Genomic DNA, 16,834 nt, shown 5'->3' with positions numbered 1-16,834 from the left:
GGGGCTAGGCGGCGAGGGGGGTGTATGTCGTGGAGCGCTGGCGCGCCGGGCGGCCGATGCCCTCGGCGATCGCGACGAGTTCCTCGACCGTCTTGTAGGACCCGAACTCCGAACCGGCCATCCGCGAGATGGTCTCCTCCATCAGGGTGCCGCCGAGGTCGTTGGCGCCGCCGTTGAGCATCACCTGCGTGCGTTCGACGCCGAGCTTGACCCAGCTGGTCTGGATGTTGGCGATCCGGCCATGCAGCATGATTCGCGCCAGCGCGTGCACGGCGCGGTTGTCGCGGTGCGTGGGCCCCGGACGGGCACCGCCGGCCAGGTACAGCGGCGAACTCTGATGCACGAACGGCAGCGGTACGAACTCGGTGAAACCGCCTGTGCGGTCCTGGATTTCGCGCAACACGCGCAGATGGCCGACCCAGTGCCGCGGCTGGTCGACATGGCCGTACATCATCGTCGAACTCGACCGCAGCCCGACCTCGTGGGCGGTCGTCACAACCTCGATCCACATCGACGTCGGCAGCTTGCCCTTGGTCAGGACCCACCGGACCTCGTCGTCGAGGATCTCGGCGGCCGTGCCCGGAATGCTGCCCAGACCGGCCTCGCGCAGCGACGTCAACCACTCGCGGATCGACAGGCCGCTGCGGGTGACGCCGTTGGCGATCTCCATCGGGGAGAACGCATGTACGTGCATCGACGGCACCCGCTTCTTCACCGCCCGCACCAGGTCGGCGTAGCCGGTGACCGGAAGCTCGGGGTCGATACCGCCCTGCATGCACACCTCGGTCGCGCCGGCGACGTGCGCCTCCCACGCCCGGTCGGCGACCTCGTCGACCGACAGCGAGTACGCGTCGGCGTCGCCCTTGCGCTGGGCGAACGCGCAGAACCGGCAACCGGTGTAGCAGATGTTGGTGAAGTTGATGTTGCGGTTGACGACGAACGTCACGTCGTCGCCGACGGTGTCGCGCCGCAGCGAATCGGCAAGCGCGGCAACGGCATCCAAGGCGGTACCGTCGGCGCACGCCAAGGCCAGGTACTCATCGTCAGACAGCCCGGCCGGGTCGCGCTCGGCGGCGCGCAGTGCCGCGAGCACGTCGGTGTCGATGCGTTCGGGCGCCCGGGCGGCGAGCTCGGAGATCTTCTCGCGGATCGACTCCCAGTCGCCGAACGCGCTGTCGAGGTCGCTGCGCGTCTCGGTGAGCCGGCCCGCCTCATCGATCGCGGAGTGAAGATCGGTGCGGCCCAACGACTCCGACGCCTCGTCGGGCTCCTGCCACGGCCGGCCGGCCGGATTGACGTCGAGCGCGAACCCGGTGTCGGGGTCGGCCAGCGCGTCGACGTGCCCGCGCACCCGCGGGTCGATCCACGCCGCGCCCGCCTGCACGTACTGCGGCTGCGCGGTGAGCCGCTGCACCAGGTCGTAACCGGCGTCGGCGGTCACAGCGGCCAACTCGTCGAGCGCGGGCCACGGCCGCTCGGGGTTGACGTGGTCGGGGGTCAGCGGCGACACGCCGCCCCAGTCGTCGACCCCCGCGCCGACCAGGGCCAGGCACTCGTTGCGCGACACCAGGTTCGGCGGTGCCTGGATCCGCATCTTGGGCCCCATCACCAGGCGGGTGACCGCGATCGTCGCCAGGAAATCCTCGAAGTCGGCGTCGGGTGAGGAGGCCATCGCGGTGTGGTCTTTCGCGCGGAAGTTCTGCACGATCACTTCCTGAACGTGCCCGAACTCCTTGTGTGACCGGCGGATCGCGTGAATGGTCTCGGCGCGCTCGTGCAGCGTCTCGCCGATGCCCACCAGCAGGCCCGTGGTGAACGGGATCGACAGCCGACCCGCGTCGGCCAACGTGCGCAACCGGACCTCGGGGTCCTTGTCCGGACTGCCGTGATGCGCCAGGCCTTTCGTCTCGAACAGCCGGCGCGACGTCGTCTCCAGCATCATGCCCATCGACGGAGCGACGGGCTTGAGCCGGGACAGCTCCGACCAGCTCATGACGCCGGGATTCAGGTGCGGCAGCAGCCCGGTCTCCTCGAGCACACGAATCGCCATCGCGCGCACATAGTCCAGCGTCGAGTCATAGCCGCGCTCGTCGAGCCACTGACGGGCCTCGTCCCACCGCGCCTCGGGGCGGTCGCCGAGCGTGAACAACGCTTCCTTACAACCCAATTCCGCACCGCGGCGCGCGACGTCGAGGATCTCGTCGGGCTCCATGTACATGCCCATGTCCTGGGCGCGCAGCCGGCCGGGAACCGTGACGAACGTGCAGTAGCGGCAGGTGTCGCGGCAGAGGTGGGTGACGGGGATGAACACCTTGCGCGAGTAGCTGACCGGCAGGCGTCCCGACGGCCCGCGCCGCCCTGCCGCTTCGAGCCCGGCATCGCGCACCCGCGCGGCGCTGGCACAGAGGTCGGCGAGGTCTTCGCCGCGGGCGGTCATCGCGATCGCGGCCTCGTCCACGTTGAGCGCCACTCCGTCGCGTGCGCGGCGCAGCACCCGCCGCAGAGCCGCAGGACTGGGCTGGTCGGGTCTCGGTGGTATCACCGGGCTGGGCAGATCGGCGCCGTACTGGGGGTTCAGAGCCACTCCCGTATAACCCCGCACTCGTTGAGGATCATCCGCGCGTCTCACTTCCTGAAACATCGGCGCCTGACATACGGGCAACAGTAGTCGGCACGGTGGTATCGGCGGGACGCTGCCGTCGCCTCGGCAAACGGCAGCAAACTCGCGTCGCCGTTTGGTCACGCATGAGCAAATGTCGGCGTAGCTTGCTGTAGGTCGGAGTCTGGAGGACTGAATGATGCGCTCTGCCCACTCCATGTTGACGATGGCCGTGGTCACCTTGGCGGTGAGCGCTGTCGTGATCGCCCCCGTACGCCCCGCTCCGCCGCCCGAACCGACTGCCACCGTCCGACTGGTGGCAGCCGCGCAAACGACGCCACTGGCGGTGCGAACCGGGCCCTCAGTCCCCGCTCTCGAGCTGCCCGAGTTGCTGATCTGGTGGTTGGAACGAATAGTTGTGCCGCCGAGCGCCGGCGCTTCCTTCCCGACACCCGCCTTCCCGAACGTCGTCGGCGGCAATTCGATCGACAGCGCGATCAAGAACGTCTACAACGCGATCGAACCGTGGGTGGAATGGGGCTTCGACGTGGCCGCATACGCGGTCGGTTGGATCCCCTACGTCGGCTGGCTCGCCCCGCAGATCGAGATCTTCTACAACTTCGGCGAACGCATCGTACGAAGCATCACGTTCAACATCGCCGACTGGCTCGGCGGGAACATCAGCTTCTGGGACGGGCTGGTCCGCGTCGCCGTCGACACCATCAATTCGTTCATCTTCCTCGCCAACGACCAGCTCGCCTTCTGGCTCCCGCCACTCCCGCCGATACCGCCCATCGGCCCGTTCGCGGCCGAGGCCGCCGAAGCCGGGATACAGCTTTCCGCGCTGGACGAATCGACCCTGCACGCGAAAACAGAGGGGCACCTGGACGACGGCGCCACGGACGTCGACGAGACGCTCACCCAGCGGCAGGGCATCGCCCAACAGGGCGTCAGCGAATTCGAGGGCGAGGTCGTCGGCGAACTCTCCGACATCGACGGGGCGCAGACCGAACGGGTGCCGGGGAACGAGAAGCTCGAGGCCGAGCCGAACGCCGACGGACCCACCGAGGTTGCCGAAGTGGAACTCGACCTCGATGGTGAGAAGGAGTTGACGACCGCAACCACGACGGACACCACGGTCACCGTGACAACGGGCGCAGCAACCGTTCAGGCGCAAGGCGAGGTCCGCGCGTCGGCGATCGCCACACCGACCGGCCCGTCGAATGAACAGAAGACCGACGGGTCGCTTGCCCCGGATCCGAAAACTGAGTTCGAGGAGCTGTCGCCTCAGGCGCCATCCACACAGGCGCCGTCCTCGAATGACGCAGGTGGCGATCCGAACCCGCAAGCCGATTCGAACCAAGACCCAGCCGACGCGACCGGGTCCACGGCCGGCACGACGTAGGTCAGATCTTCCTGACGGCCGCCCGCAGGACCGCGGCGGGCGGCAGCGTGCCGAGCACGATGAGCAGCAAGGCCGCGTACTCCATGACGCCGACGCCGCCGAAGATGATGTCGTCGCCCGGCCCGCCTAACGTCATCAACAACACCGTGAGCAGCCAGGTCCACAGCGGAAGGGCCGCGATTCGCGGCGACGACGTCCAGTGCAGCGCGGCCCATACGAGGGCGGCGTTGACCAGGCCGGCGATCAGCGCGCTGATCGGAAAGGGCGTCGACCCGAGGCGGAGCGGGAGGAACAAGGCCGCGGCGATGGCGCACAGCACCCCGTCGATGGCCAGCAGGGTAAGGACCGCCACGCTTCGAGGCTCGGCGGCGGAAGTGGGGGGACTCAGGTCGGGATGCTGTCCAGCATTCCGGTCAGCGAGCCGATGACCCACTGAAGGCTGTCGAACCGGTCCTGCCAGTGCTGCAGGTTGGGATCGAGATCCGGATCCATGTGCAGTCCCTTCATCGCGCCGTCGACTGACGGGGAGCTTACTCCTCCCCCGCGTCGCTATCGAAGGTCCAGCCCGGCGAGTAGGTCCGTCTCCCAGCCTCGACCGTCGCGCTCGCCGGCCGTACCCGCGACCAGGATGTAGTGCTCGACCGCGCTGAGCGGCAGCGCGATGTTGTTGGACAGCGCGAACGCGCGGTCGTTCGGCGCGACGGTGACCTGCGTGGCGTGCGCCCGCATCGCCGCCACCTTGGCCTGGAACTGTTCGGGATCGTCGATCACCGCGTCGATCTCGTCGTCCGGATAGCCGAACGACAGCTCGTCGCCGCTCACCCGCGTCCACTCGGCGGGCGCGTCGAGGTCGGCGAGCGCCTCGCCGATCGCGGTCTTCGAGATCACCGTCCAATAGACCTTCGGCACGGTCCACGGCTCGCCTTCGAACCGCGACCCGGCCGCGGCCGCTACGGCGGCCATCGTCACCTCGTGGGCGTGGATGTGGTCGGGATGGCCGTAGCCGCCCTGCGGGTCGTAGGTGACGACGACGTGCGGACGCAGTTCGCGAATGACCGCGACCAGTGCGCCGACCGACTCGTCCGGATCGGCGTCGACGAACCGCTGGTGGTGGCGGCGCGGTGTGCCCGCCATTCCGGAGTCGCGCCAGCGCCCGGCCCCTCCGAGATACTCCGGCTCGGCGATGCCCAGCGCGTTCAGCGCCGCGGTCAGCTCGCCGATGCGATACCCGCCGAGCTGGTCGGCCTCGTCGACGGCCAGGCGCGCCCACCGCTCGCCGATCACCTCGCCCTCCTCGCCGAGCGTGCACGTGACCACGCGCACCTGCGCACCGCGCGCGACGTAGTGGGCGATCGTGGCGCCGGTCGTGAGGGTTTCGTCGTCGGGGTGGGCGTGTACGAACAACAACCGGCCAGCGCCGTCCATCGAGTTGGGCTCCATTCGCACCAGCTTGCCTGCCCGCTGGCATACATTCACGAGGTGTCCCGGCGCACCGTCGAGTTCGGTTGCGCGATCGTCATCATCGGGCTGCTCGCAGGCGTCGCGGGCGCGGCGACTACGCTCCTGCTGCACGGCGTCGAACACCTCACGTACCACTACTCGTTCGGCAGCCTGCTGACCGGCGTCGGCGGGAGCAGTCCGACCCGACGCGCCGTCGGCCCGATGATCGGCGGCGCGCTGGCCGGCTGCGGGTGGTGGCTGCTGCGCAGACGCACCGAGATCCCGTCGCTGTCGGCGGCGATCGCCTCACCCCGGCCCTTGCCCCGCACTCCGTTGTGCGTCGACGCCGCACTGCAGGTGCTTCTGGTCGGGTCGGGCGCGTCGCTGGGCCGTGAGGGCGCGCCTCGCCAGATCGCCGCCGCCCTCGGCGATCTGGGCACGACGCGTCTCACGCTGACGCCCCGCGACCGGGAGATTCTGCTCGCCTGCGCGGCGGGCGCCGGCCTGGGCGCGGTCTACAGCGTGCCGTTGGGCGGTGCCCTGTTCACCGCAAGCATCCTGCTCAAGACGTGGCATCCGCGCGCCGTCGGCGCGGCGCTGATCACGTCGAGCCTCGCCGTCGCCGTCGCCGCTCCGGTCACGCATCTCGAACATCCGCTGACGTGGCCGGATTTCGAGCTGTCGCCGCTGTTCGCGTTTCTGGCCGTGACGATTTCACCGCTCGCTGCCGTCATCGGCCTCGGGTTCGACCGGGTCATGTCCGCTGCGCGCCCACGGGTGCAGATGCGGTCGTGGGTGTTGGTACTGACGGTCGCCGCGGCCGGATTGGCCACGGGTGTGTGCTCGATCTGGTGGCCCGAGTTGCCCGGCAACGGCAGGAGCATCTTGACGGTCAGTGTGAACAGCGGCCTCACCCTCGGCGGGGCGGCCATGCTCCTGCTGCTGAAACCGCTTCTCACCGCGGTGTTTCTGCGCGCCGGGGCCGTCGGCGGTCTGATCACGCCGGCGCTGGCGACGGGTGCGGCCGCAGGATCGCTCGTCGCGCTCACCCTGAATGAGTGGGCCGATACGAACCTGCACGGCTCGGCGTTGTCGCTGACGTGTGCGGCCGGCGTGCTGGCGATCACCCAGCGGTCACCGGCGTTCGCGGCGCTCTTCGTCTGGGAACTCGCGCATCCGCCCTACTGGCTTCTGGCGGTGTTCGCGATCGCGGCGTTCGCGGCGCACGGACTCACTGCTTGGTCTTCACCCAGTCGCCGGCATCGCCGACGATGCCGACCGGCACGGCGCCGGACAGGCTGACGTTCTGCACGCTCGGGCCGGAGGCCACGATCGTGGTGTCCTGCAGGATCGGCAGCACAGTCGCCATGTTCCACAGGCGCGGTTCGACGGCCGTGATGACGTCGGCGATGTCCTCGCTGCCGTCGAGCGCCGCATCGATCTTCGGCTGGATGCTGCGATCGCATATCCCGGTGATGTTGCTCGGCGCCTGCACGAGCTCGCCTGATTCGGGGTCGGGCCGCGGACTCGGCGTCGTCGCGGTCGGCGTGGACCGCGTCGTGGTCGGTGTCGGTGTACCGCTGGTCGTCGTGCGAGGACCGGGTTGGGCCGTCGCCACCGGCGTCGCCTCCAACGCCCGGCATCCGAACCGCGACGCCAACGCTGTGGCCAGATCCCCGCCCGCGTGGTTCCAGCCGACCACCGCGTCGACGCGGTTGTTGGGCAGCGCATCGGCGTAGAGGGCCACCGGGTCGAGAGCCGTCACCGATGCCGCGATACCGACATTGCGCAGTTGGTCGGCCGCGGTGTTGGCGACGGCCACCGACGTGGGGTCGTTGGCCGCCACGCCGATCACCAACGTCAGCGGTTCACCGTCCTTGGTGATGCGGCCGCGGTCGCCGTCCGGCGGCGGGTTGCCGGGGGTGGGCGGCGCAGTGGTCGAGACCGGTTCCAGCTCGTAACCGGCGTCGGCCAGCAGCCCGAGGGCGTCCTGCTTGGCCATCGCGGGCGGTGCCGTGGGGACGTACCCGGGGTCCGACGGTGAGCGCACCTGAGCCTGGGCCAGCGTCACCGTGTTGTCGTCGCCGGCGCCCACCGCGGCGAGCAGGTCCACGTCGAGCAGGCCCAGGATCGCCTTGCGGACCTGCGATTCCCGCAGCGCCGGCTGCTGGGCCCGCAGGCTCAACCGCATCACGCGCGGCGTGACGATCCGCGCCGTGCGCACATCGGGGATCGCGGACAGCTGGGCGAACGCGGCCGCCCCGCCGTGCACCTGGGCGACCTGGGTGTCGCCGTTGCGGATCGAGTCGGCCAGCGCCGCGGAGTCGCCGCCGCGCCGGAACAGCACCTGGTCCGGCTTGGCGGGCGCGCCCCAGTACCGGTCGTTGCGGGCCAGCAGGATCTCGTCGCGCTGGGGGTCGATGTTCTCGACGCGGAACTGTCCGCCCGTCACCGGCAGTGCCCGCGCCAACCCGGCGGCGAATCCGCCCGGCACGTCCTTGACGATGTGGGCCGGAAGGATGTTGTTGAACAGTTCGCGCCACGCCGGGTACGGCTGCGAGAACGTCACGACCGCGGTCTTGCCGCCCTCGACCGACTGGACACCGGTGATCAGGTCGTAGCCCGCCGGATCGACGACCCCGGGCTGGCTGACCATCTGCTGCCACAGGTACCAGTAGTCATCGGCGGCGATGGGCGCGTTGTCGGTCCACGACGCCTCGGGGCGGATCTTGTAGGTGACGGTGAACGGGTCCTGGCTCGTCACCTCCGCCGACTCCAACAAGCTCTTGTCGAGCTCCCACCGCGACCCGGTCGGCGTCTTGGGGTCGGCGATGGGCCGGAACGAACTGGGCAGCACCAGCGAACTGATCGCCGCGTTGACCGGCGACTGGTCGGAGAGCAGGTGCGGATTGAAGCCGGGACCGATCCAGTCGATCGCCATGATGATCTGCGTCGCCTTCATCGGAGGGGGTGGCGGCGACTGCAGCGTGTCGGTGCTCTGCGGCGCGGGCGGCGGGCTGACGGTGCAGGCGGCCACGAGAGTCACCATCGCGGACAAGATCGCGATGACGCGTCGGGGGCCGGACACGACCAACAGGGTATCGGGCACCTTGCGTGTGCCCGGCCGATCGGCGACCCCCAAGATCAGCCGCGGGCTTTCGCGCGCGCCTTGGCCCTGGCGCGCAGGCTCGCGTTGAGTTCCACCTTGCGCACCCGGACGACCTCCGGGGTCACCTCGACGCACTCGTCTTCGGCGCAGAACTCCATGGCCTGTTCCAGGGTCAGTTCCAGCGGCCGGGCCAGCGTCTCGATGACGTCGGCGGTGGAGCTGCGCATGTTGGTCAGCTTCTTCTCCCGGGTGACGTTGACGTCGAGATCCTCCGCGCGCGGGTTGATGCCGACGACCTGACCCTCGTAGGTGTCCTGGCCGGGCTCGACGAAGAACTGGCCGCGATCGGCGAGCTGGATCATCGCGAACGGCGTGATCTGGCCGCTGCGGTCCGACACCAACGAGCCGCTGTGTCGGGCGCGGATCTCCCCCGCCCACGGCCGGTAGCCGTCAAACACCGCGTTGGCGATGCCCGTGCCGCGGGTGATCGTCAGGAAGTCGGTGCGGAAGCCAATCAGCCCGCGGCTCGGCACGATGAAGTCCATCCGCACCCAGCCCGCGGCGTGGTTGGTCATGTCCTCCATGCGGCCCTTGCGCGCGGCCATCAGCTGCGTGATGGCGCCGACGAACTCCTCGGGGCAGTCGATGGTCATCGCCTCGAACGGCTCGTGCAGCTTGCCGTCGATCGTGCGGGTGACCACCTGCGGCTTGCCGACGGTCAGCTCGAAGCCCTCGCGGCGCATCTGCTCGACCAGCACCGCCAGCGCCAACTCCCCGCGGCCCTGGACCTCCCACGCGTCGGGGCGGCCGATGTCGACGACCTTGATCGAGACGTTGCCGACCAGCTCCTGGTCCAGCCGGTTGCGCACCATCCGGGCGGTCAGCTTGTGGCCGGACACCTTGCCCGCCAGCGGCGAGGTGTTGGTGCCGATGGTGACCGAGATGGCGGGCTCGTCGACGGTGATGCGCGGCAGCGCGTGCGCGTGGTCGGGGTCGGCGAGGGTGTCGCCGATCATGATCTCGGGCATGCCGGCGACGGCGACGATGTCACCGGCGACGGCCTCGTCGGTCGGGTTGCGCTCGACACCGACGGTCGCGAGCAGTTCGGTGATCTTGGCGTTCGTGACGACGGGCACGCCGTCCACCTCGCGCATCCACGCGACCTGCTGGCCCTTGCGCAGCTTGCCGTTGTAGATGCGGATCAGTGCCAGACGCCCCAGGAACGCCGAGGCGTCGAGGTTGGTGACCAGCGCCTGCAAGGGCGCTTCGGGGTCGCCGCTGGGCGGCGGGATGTGCTCCATGAGGACGTCGAACAGCGGGTCGAGGTTCGTGCCGTCCGGGTTCTCACCGTTGGCGGGTTCGGTGGTGCTGGCGATGCCGGCCCGGCCCGACGCGTACAGCGTCGGCAGTCCGAGCGCCTCCTCGGCGGCCTTCTGGGCCTCCTCGTCGAGGTCGGACGCCACGTCGAGCAGCAGGTCGTGGCTGTCGGAGACGACCTCGCTGATCCGGGCGTCCGGGCGGTCGGTCTTGTTGACCACGAGGATGACCGGCAGGTGGGCGGCCAGCGCCTTGCGCAGGACGAAGCGGGTCTGCGGCAGGGGGCCCTCCGACGCGTCGACCAGCAACAGCACGCCGTCGACCATCGACAGCCCGCGCTCGACCTCGCCGCCGAAGTCGGCGTGTCCGGGGGTGTCGATGACGTTGATGATGGTCACGGTGCCGTCGCCGTGATGGCGGTGCACTGCGGTGTTCTTCGCCAGGATCGTGATGCCTTTTTCGCGCTCGAGGTCACCGGAATCCATGATGCGCTCGGTGGCGTCGTCACCCCGGTGTGTCAAAGCGCCGGACTGGCGCAGCATCGCGTCGACCAGGGTGGTCTTCCCGTGGTCGACGTGTGCCACGATGGCGACGTTTCTAAAATCCACTTCGAGATTGTCGCAGTGCGGTCGGCCAATCACGAAAACGAGAGATGCCCGTCACTTGAAGCCCAGCAAGCTCGCCGACCTCAAGCCGAAGAAGAAGTGCTGCCGCAGCCAACCCCGCTGCAAGCGCTGCCCGGTCGTGGTTCATCAGGTGCGCAAGGCCGAACGCAACGGCATTCGCGGCAAGGATCTGGTGAAGGTTCACAAGCGCGCCCGCCGGCGGAAGTAGGCCCACCGGCTACGGGTAGGACAGCAGCACCATCACCCGGCCGTCGAGCGGCGGATCGGGGAAAGCGTCTTCGTCGAAGCCGTAGTACTTCTGCTGGGTTTCGGTGATCTCGTCGATCACCCGGCCGTGTGTGTGAATCGTGTTGTCCCGCACCCCCTTCATGACGCCGACGAAGTCGGGTACCGACAACGACTCGGCCAGTAGCAGCACTTCGCCACCGGCCGAAAGGTCCACGAGCACACCGGCTCCCGAGAAGTTGTTGCCGCCGCGGCCGGTACCTCGCGGCGCCCAGTACACCGGATCGCCGGCGAGAGCACCGTCGACGCGCCGGTACTGCCCCACCGCATCGACGCTGTCGGCGACGGTCACGACGGGCAGCTTGTCGATGGTGCGCAATTCGTCCCACCACATGTAGGCGAGCGGGATTCCGACGATCGCATAGACCATCACGATCAGCATGAGCAGCGGCTTCCACGTCATCTCCCAGCCGAGCCTTCGATCCGAAACCCCTTGTCCTGCCGCATGATCGCCGATCTCGCGCCGTCCGAACCGGAAGACGTACCAACTCAGCAGCCGGGCCAGCGCCATCAGCGCCAGCACGATGAGCCCGACGACACCCGCGACGCGCCAATAGAAGGTGCTGTCGCCGTGGTTGATCGTCATCAGCACCATGACGGCGGGGATGGGGGCGGTGAGCAGGAGCAACAGCGAGTACGACGGATGACTGCTCAGGTACTCGTATTCGACCCGCCATGCGCGGTTCCCGCCGACCACGGTCGCATCGCCGATGTCCGCGCGCACCATCGGTGTCCACGCTCCTTGCTTGACCCGCGGCCTGACCAGGCTGCGGAAGAAGAAGAATCCGCAGACCAGCGAGACCACCAACGCACCCCAGAACACGCCCGGCATCGATTCACCGGTACCCGGCACGCCGAAGCCGCCGCGGATGTCGATCATCTTGGCGATGGAGAAGGTCAGCGGCAGCGCGAAGAACAACTCGACGAGCCACATCTGCACCAGTTGCGGGATGCGCGAACCGATCCGGTCGAAGGCGAGCACTCCTCGCCACACGAACCGCAGCACGCGCATGAACGGCAAGACTATGTGAGCACACGCCGCCGAACGGCCGATCTTGAAAACCGTCGCCGGCAAACGTTCACAGCGGGCGTGCAGCTACGCGAATTACTGTCGGAAGCGCCGAGAGAGAGGAGACTCAGATGGCGATCTACGAGGTCTCCACCATCGCTCTGGCCGCGCTGCTGGCGGCTTTCGCGACGGCGGCGATCTACCTCGGATTGCTCAATTGGATGGGCGTGTTCCACGTCGTGCGGTGTGCACACTGCCACCACATGACGTTCTCGTCGACCAACCGGTCGCCCGGATCCTGCGTCCACTGCCGACATCCCGCGTTGATGCATCCGATCTACGCGGCGCACCACCAGCCGCCGGTCCGGGTGGTCAACGACCGGCTGCGCTATTGAGGGCTGTTCCGCCGGGTTACCCGCCGAGCGCTCGCCTGAGCGCGGCCAGCCACATGCGGTCGGCGGGCACCCACGCGAGGCCGTCGAGTTCGCCGGCGGTGACCCAGCGCAGCGCCCGGTGGTCATTGGGGTGCAGGCTTCCGCCGGTTTGGGTGACGCGATAAGCCCGCAGGATCATGGTTTCGGTGAGGGCGACGTCATCGCCGAGTCGCGCGCCGACGTCGACAACGACACCGAGCTCCTCGTGCAGTTCGCGGGCCAACGCGGCTTCGTCCGTCTCACCCGGGGCCACCTTGCCGCCGGGCAGTTCCCACAGCCCGGCGAGTTCGGCTGGCCGGTCGCGCTGCGCGACGAGCAGCGAAGCCTCCGAGATGAGGGCGCCGGCGACAACGATCTGGTTCGACACTGCGGCTGACGGTATACGGTCGAAGCCATGGCTGTGTTAACGGACGAACAAGTGGACGCCGCACTGCCCGATCTGCCCGGCTGGGAACGCGCCGACGGTGCCCTGCGCCGCTCGATCAAGTTCCCCGCCTTTCTCGACGGCATCGACGCGGTCCGCCGGGTCGGCGAGCACGCGGAGGCCAAGGATCACCATCCCGATATCGATATCCGCTGGCGGACAGTGACTTTCGCGTTGGTGACTCATTCAGAGGGCGGCATCACCGACAAGGACCTCGAGATGGCCAAGGACATCAACGGGCTCGTCGACCAGTAGCTAGGTCGAATCGTCGAACTCCTCAACGCGGCTGGCGTCGCTTGATCGTCGCCCGACGGCCATCCACGCCAGCGTCGCCAGCGTGGCGACGATGTAGATCAACCCGGCCCAGGCCAGATACCACGGTCGTGGGATCACCCAGATCGTCGGCTGGGCGAAGCTCAGCAGCCACGGCACCCCGACCAGGGTCAGGGCGAGCCAGCCCCAGCCCAGCACTCGCGCGCCGCGCCTGTCGCGCAGTGGCCCGTGCAGAAGCCAGATCATCAACGGGATCAGCCACACCCAGTGATGCGTCCACGAGATCGGCGACAGCAGAAGGCCGAACAGCTGGACCACCACGATCGCGCCCAACCGGTCGGACGCGCCTCCGATGGCCCGCCACGCCAGGATCGCCAACACCGCCGTCACCACGATTCCGGCCACCACAGCGGGCCCATAACCCGCGTCGTGGCCGAGGATCCGCGAGATCCCGCCGCGCCACGACTGGTTGAACGACGTCCCTATCGGACCCACCCGGTCGGCGTCACCGAGCAGTTCGGTGAAATAGCGCCGGGTCTGGTCGCCCACCACCAGAGCCGAAACCCCCACGGTGGCAAGGAAAACCACCGCTGAGAACACCACCGCGGCCCATCGCCGGGCGCCAAGGAAGTACAGCCCGGTCACCGCGGGCGTCAGCTTCAAGCCGGCCGCGACGCCGACCAGCAGACCGGACACCCACCATCGCGTGCTGTAGACCGCGTACAGGACCGCCAGCACCAGCACCACGTTGATCTGCCCGTAGTCGAAGGTGCTGCGCAACGGCTCTATCCAGATGCCGACCGCGGTCCACAGCATCGCGACCCGCCGGTCGCCGGAGCCCAGCAGCCGCTGGCTGAGACGCACCACGCCGTAGAGCGCGGCGATGATCCCGACCTGCCACAGGAACGCGACGAGGCCGAACGGCAGCAGGTGAAGCGGATAGAACACCACGGCCGCGAACGGCGGATAGGTGAACGGCAGAGGAAAGTCCGGGGTCTGGTCGGCATACACGTAGTCGTAGAGCGCGCCGGGTTGATCCAGCGTGCCGGCGCCACCGACATAGACGTGCAGGTCGACGAAGTTCGCGCCGTTGGGCACCAGGTAGGTCCACGCCAGTCGCGCCGCGATGCTGAGCGGCAGCAGCACGGGCGCCGCAGCGGCCAATCGGGAGGCCATCCGCGACGGTGACGGGGCGGCGCTTGTCGAGGTGTCTATTCGTCCGACTCTATCGGCCGGTCACCGAAACCCCTCGCTTGCGTAACGGTTGAGTCACCGCCACACGTGTCACTTGAGTCACACCAGTAACTCCGTAACTTCGGGCGAAGGCGTGCCACACAACCGATTGGGAGAACCATGCACAGCACCGGAAAACTGTTCGCGACCACCATGATCGCCGCTGCGGGGGCGGTCTCGGCCGCGCTGGCGCTGAGCGCCACCGCGTCCGCGCAACCCGCGGCGCCGGCACCCGCGCCCACCGTGCCGGGCCTGCCGCTGATCCAACAGTTGGCGTCGAACCCGGCCGCCGCGACGCAGCTCATGCAGGGCGTCACCTCCCTGCTGAACACCGCTTCGACTCCGGCCGCCCCGGCCGCGACTCCACCGTCGGCAACGGCGTCGGTCACCCTGCCGCAGCCGCCGGCTTCGCTGCCCGGTATGCCCGCGGCGCCGGCGGCACCCGCAGCGGCCTCGACCGCGCCGGCCAACCCGGCCAGCCTGCTGTCCAACCTGCCGACCGGCCTGGCTTCGCTGCTGCCCGAGGGCACGCCGTTGACCGGTCTGCTGCCCGCTGCCGCGCAGGCGGCTACGCCGTCGGCCGCCGCACCCGCGGCCGCTGCGGCCGCCCCGGCTGCCGCTGCGCCCGCCGCCGCCCCGGCAGGTGCTGGCATGGCGCCGCTGCTGATGCCGCTGTCGGCTCTTCCGTGATGACGGCGGCGACGCCGAACGACCAACTGGCAGACACGACCACTACAACCCCTGAGGGAGCCATGTCAGCTCGAAGGATGTTCGCCACCGTCGCCGTCGCGATCGGTTCATCGGCCACGCTGCTTGTGGGCGGCGTGGCCGGTGTGGCCGGCGCCGAACCCGCACCCCCGCCGGCGATCCCGGGACTGCAGGCACCCGGCCTGTCGGCGGTTCAGGGCATCAGCCCGGCTATCCAGCAGGCCGCCGCCGATCCGACGAACGCCGCGTCAACGCTGATGGCCGCGGCCGCGGTATTCGCCGGTGACGCGGTCGTCCCCGCCGACTCGCGAAATGTCGCGTCGGCGGTCAACCAGTTCGTCGCCCACAATCCGGCACCCGGCGCCGTGCCCGGCCAGGAAGCACACCTGCCGCCGGGCATCGATCCGGCGCACGCCGTCGGGCCGGTGCAGGACGCGGTGCCGGAGGCGGCCGCCGCACCCGCACCCGCGGCGGCTCCTGCCGCGGCGCCCGCTCCCCAGGTCGCGCCCGTCGCAGCTGCGGCGGCGCCCGCGCCCGAGGCCGCCCCTGCCCCCGCGCCTGCTCCGGAGGTTGCGCCCGCACCGGCGCCCGCGCCGGCGCCTGAGGCCGCCGCATCCGGTCCGGCTTTCGGCCCGGAAGCCCCGCCCACGCAGGACTTCATGTATCCGTCGATCAGCAACGGGTGCCTGGCCGACGGCGGAAACGTCCTCGCCACGGCGATCTCGGTCGCCGGGCCGGCCAAGATCCCGACGCCGGGCCCCGGCCCCGGTCAGACCGCTTATGTGTTCACCGCGGTCGGCACGCCGGGTCCCGCAGCCGAGCAGAAGCTGCCGCTCAACGTCACGTGGGTCAACCTGACCACCGGTAAGTCGGGCAGCGCGACGCTCAAGCCGCGACCGGACATCAACCCCGAGGGGCCGACCACGCTGACCGCGATCGTCGACACCGGCTCAGGCAGCATCCTCTCGACGATCTTCGGACAGGTGACGACCACCGAACGGCAGTGCCAGTTCATGCCGACGATCGGCTCGACGGTCGTCCCGTAACCGGTCGACAAACCCCGCCGAGCGGGATCAGTAAGCCATGAAGAGGATCGCGTCCCGGTCGTAGTCGCGGCCGGGATGCGCCTCGGACAGGTGCGCCTGGGCCTTCTCGACCAGATCGTCCTCATCCTTACCGACGATCGCTTCGCCACACGGGCAGTTGAGGTGCGTCTTCATCTCCCCACCTTCGCATAAGTCGTGACCGACAAGGCCCAAGATATAGCCATGGACCTCTACGACGTCATGCGCACGACGGCCGCGGTGCGCGAGTACACCGGCGATCCGTTATCCGACGACGTCCTCGAACGCATCCTCGACAACGCCCGCTTCGCACCCAGCGGAGGCAACCGTCAGGGCAACAGGGTGATCGTGGTCCGCGATCCGGCGACGCGCGAGGCGTTGATCGAATGCGGGATACCCGGCGCCAAGCGCTACATCGCACAGCTGCGCAACGGGGAGAGCCCGTGGAATCCGTTGCAGCCCTGCCAAGTTGACGAGCAGACCATTGCGGCCGTGAATGTGCCGAACCAGTCGCCGCTGCGCACTGCGGAGGTGGTGCTCGTGGTCTGCGTCGACCTCGGCGTGGTGGCCGCGTTCGACCAGCACCTCGATCGCGTCGGCCTGATCGCGGGCGCCTCGGTCTACCCGTTCGTGTGGAACATCCTGCTGGCCGCCCGCAACGAGGGCTTCGGCGGTGTGCTCACCACCGCGGCGGTGGCCGAGGAGCCCCGGGTGCGCGAGTTGCTCGGGATCCCCGACAACTACGCCGTCGCCGCGCTCCTGCCGCTCGGAAAGCCGGTCCGGCAGCTGACGAAGTTGACCCGCAGACCGGTCTCCGAGATCGCCACCCGTGAGCGCTTCGACGGCGATCCGCTCACAAGCCGCGAGCGGTGAGCCACGCGTCGATGTGGCCTGCCACCTCCGTCCAA

Annotated in this window: 17 protein-coding genes; 8 read left to right on the top strand and 9 right to left on the bottom strand. The window is 69.1% G+C overall.

Features of this window, described 5'->3' with window-relative positions:
- Positions 1 to 4: 4 nt before the first annotated feature.
- Positions 5 to 2,584, bottom strand: a complete 2,580-nt coding sequence (locus A5698_RS14220; RefSeq protein WP_068297865.1) for a bifunctional FO biosynthesis protein CofGH — start codon at positions 2,582 to 2,584, stop codon at positions 5 to 7.
- A 214-nt stretch (positions 2,585 to 2,798) separates the two neighbouring features.
- Here A5698_RS14220 and A5698_RS14215 point away from each other — a divergent pair, with 214 nt between their 5' ends.
- Complete coding sequence (locus A5698_RS14215) at positions 2,799 to 4,004, top strand: hypothetical protein (RefSeq protein WP_156670756.1); 1,206 nt, start codon at positions 2,799 to 2,801, stop codon at positions 4,002 to 4,004.
- 1 nt (position 4,005) lies between these two features.
- Here A5698_RS14215 and A5698_RS14210 read toward each other — a convergent pair whose 3' ends face one another.
- Positions 4,006 to 4,437, bottom strand: a complete 432-nt coding sequence (locus A5698_RS14210; protein WP_502688924.1) for a DUF6113 family protein — start codon at positions 4,435 to 4,437, stop codon at positions 4,006 to 4,008.
- A gap of 116 nt (positions 4,438 to 4,553) precedes the next feature.
- A complete protein-coding gene (mshB, locus tag A5698_RS14205) occupies positions 4,554 to 5,429 on the bottom strand; it encodes an N-acetyl-1-D-myo-inositol-2-amino-2-deoxy-alpha-D-glucopyranoside deacetylase (RefSeq protein ID WP_068297925.1) in 876 nt (291 codons plus the stop codon).
- 54 nt (positions 5,430 to 5,483) lie between these two features.
- On the opposite strand from mshB, the gene A5698_RS14200 reads away from it, so the two are divergent.
- On the top strand, positions 5,484 to 6,746 hold the full coding sequence (locus A5698_RS14200; protein WP_068297854.1) for a chloride channel protein: 1,263 nt from the start codon (positions 5,484 to 5,486) through the stop codon (positions 6,744 to 6,746).
- On the opposite strand, the gene A5698_RS14195 is transcribed toward A5698_RS14200, so the two are convergent.
- A complete protein-coding gene (locus A5698_RS14195; protein ID WP_502688926.1) occupies positions 6,676 to 8,541 on the bottom strand; it encodes an ABC transporter family substrate-binding protein in 1,866 nt (621 codons plus the stop codon). The two genes, A5698_RS14200 and A5698_RS14195, sit on opposite strands and share 71 nt — an antisense overlap.
- Positions 8,542 to 8,588: 47 nt before the next feature.
- Positions 8,589 to 10,478 (bottom strand): translational GTPase TypA, encoded by a 1,890-nt coding sequence (typA, locus tag A5698_RS14190; RefSeq protein ID WP_156670755.1) that lies wholly within the window; start codon positions 10,476 to 10,478, stop codon positions 8,589 to 8,591.
- Between the two features lie 55 nt (positions 10,479 to 10,533).
- Between typA and A5698_RS28615 the strand changes: the two genes are divergently transcribed.
- Positions 10,534 to 10,704, top strand: coding sequence for a hypothetical protein (locus tag A5698_RS28615; RefSeq protein ID WP_090275788.1), 171 nt, complete (start codon positions 10,534 to 10,536; stop codon positions 10,702 to 10,704).
- Positions 10,705 to 10,713: 9 nt separating this feature from the next.
- Here the strand turns inward: A5698_RS28615 and A5698_RS14185 are convergent, their stop codons facing one another.
- Positions 10,714 to 11,793, bottom strand: a complete 1,080-nt coding sequence (locus A5698_RS14185; RefSeq protein WP_068297916.1) for a hypothetical protein — start codon at positions 11,791 to 11,793, stop codon at positions 10,714 to 10,716.
- 128 nt (positions 11,794 to 11,921) lie between these two features.
- Between A5698_RS14185 and A5698_RS14180 the strand changes: the two genes are divergently transcribed.
- Positions 11,922 to 12,185: a hypothetical protein gene (locus tag A5698_RS14180; protein ID WP_067081650.1), complete on the top strand. Its 264-nt coding sequence runs from the start codon at positions 11,922 to 11,924 to the stop codon at positions 12,183 to 12,185.
- Positions 12,186 to 12,201: 16 nt separating this feature from the next.
- On the opposite strand, the gene A5698_RS14175 is transcribed toward A5698_RS14180, so the two are convergent.
- On the bottom strand, positions 12,202 to 12,591 hold the full coding sequence (locus A5698_RS14175; RefSeq protein WP_068297844.1) for a (deoxy)nucleoside triphosphate pyrophosphohydrolase: 390 nt from the start codon (positions 12,589 to 12,591) through the stop codon (positions 12,202 to 12,204).
- 27 nt (positions 12,592 to 12,618) lie between these two features.
- Here A5698_RS14175 and A5698_RS14170 point away from each other — a divergent pair, with 27 nt between their 5' ends.
- The gene (locus A5698_RS14170; protein WP_067296657.1) at positions 12,619 to 12,903 is read left to right on the top strand and encodes a 4a-hydroxytetrahydrobiopterin dehydratase; all 285 of its coding nucleotides are present in this window, start codon (positions 12,619 to 12,621) and stop codon (positions 12,901 to 12,903) included.
- Here A5698_RS14170 and A5698_RS14165 read toward each other — a convergent pair whose 3' ends face one another.
- Entirely contained in the window at positions 12,904 to 14,097 is a 1,194-nt protein-coding gene (locus A5698_RS14165; RefSeq protein WP_068297841.1) for a mannosyltransferase, read from the bottom strand.
- A 177-nt stretch (positions 14,098 to 14,274) separates the two neighbouring features.
- On the opposite strand from A5698_RS14165, the gene A5698_RS14160 reads away from it, so the two are divergent.
- On the top strand, positions 14,275 to 14,844 hold the full coding sequence (locus A5698_RS14160; protein WP_068297838.1) for a hypothetical protein: 570 nt from the start codon (positions 14,275 to 14,277) through the stop codon (positions 14,842 to 14,844).
- A 62-nt stretch (positions 14,845 to 14,906) separates the two neighbouring features.
- Positions 14,907 to 15,908: an Rv1157c family protein gene (locus A5698_RS14155; RefSeq protein WP_068297912.1), complete on the top strand. Its 1,002-nt coding sequence runs from the start codon at positions 14,907 to 14,909 to the stop codon at positions 15,906 to 15,908.
- A 27-nt stretch (positions 15,909 to 15,935) separates the two neighbouring features.
- On the opposite strand, the gene A5698_RS14150 is transcribed toward A5698_RS14155, so the two are convergent.
- Positions 15,936 to 16,082, bottom strand: coding sequence for a DUF1059 domain-containing protein (locus tag A5698_RS14150; protein ID WP_067081668.1), 147 nt, complete (start codon positions 16,080 to 16,082; stop codon positions 15,936 to 15,938).
- A 48-nt stretch (positions 16,083 to 16,130) separates the two neighbouring features.
- Between A5698_RS14150 and A5698_RS14145 the strand changes: the two genes are divergently transcribed.
- A complete protein-coding gene (locus tag A5698_RS14145) occupies positions 16,131 to 16,799 on the top strand; it encodes a nitroreductase family protein (RefSeq protein WP_068297833.1) in 669 nt (222 codons plus the stop codon).
- The last annotated feature ends 35 nt before the right edge of the window (positions 16,800 to 16,834 follow it).

The organism is Mycobacterium sp. E136 (assembly GCF_001666865.1).
In the GTDB taxonomy this organism is placed as follows: domain Bacteria; phylum Actinomycetota; class Actinomycetes; order Mycobacteriales; family Mycobacteriaceae; genus Mycobacterium.
This window is presented reverse-complemented; position numbering and strand designations above follow the sequence as displayed.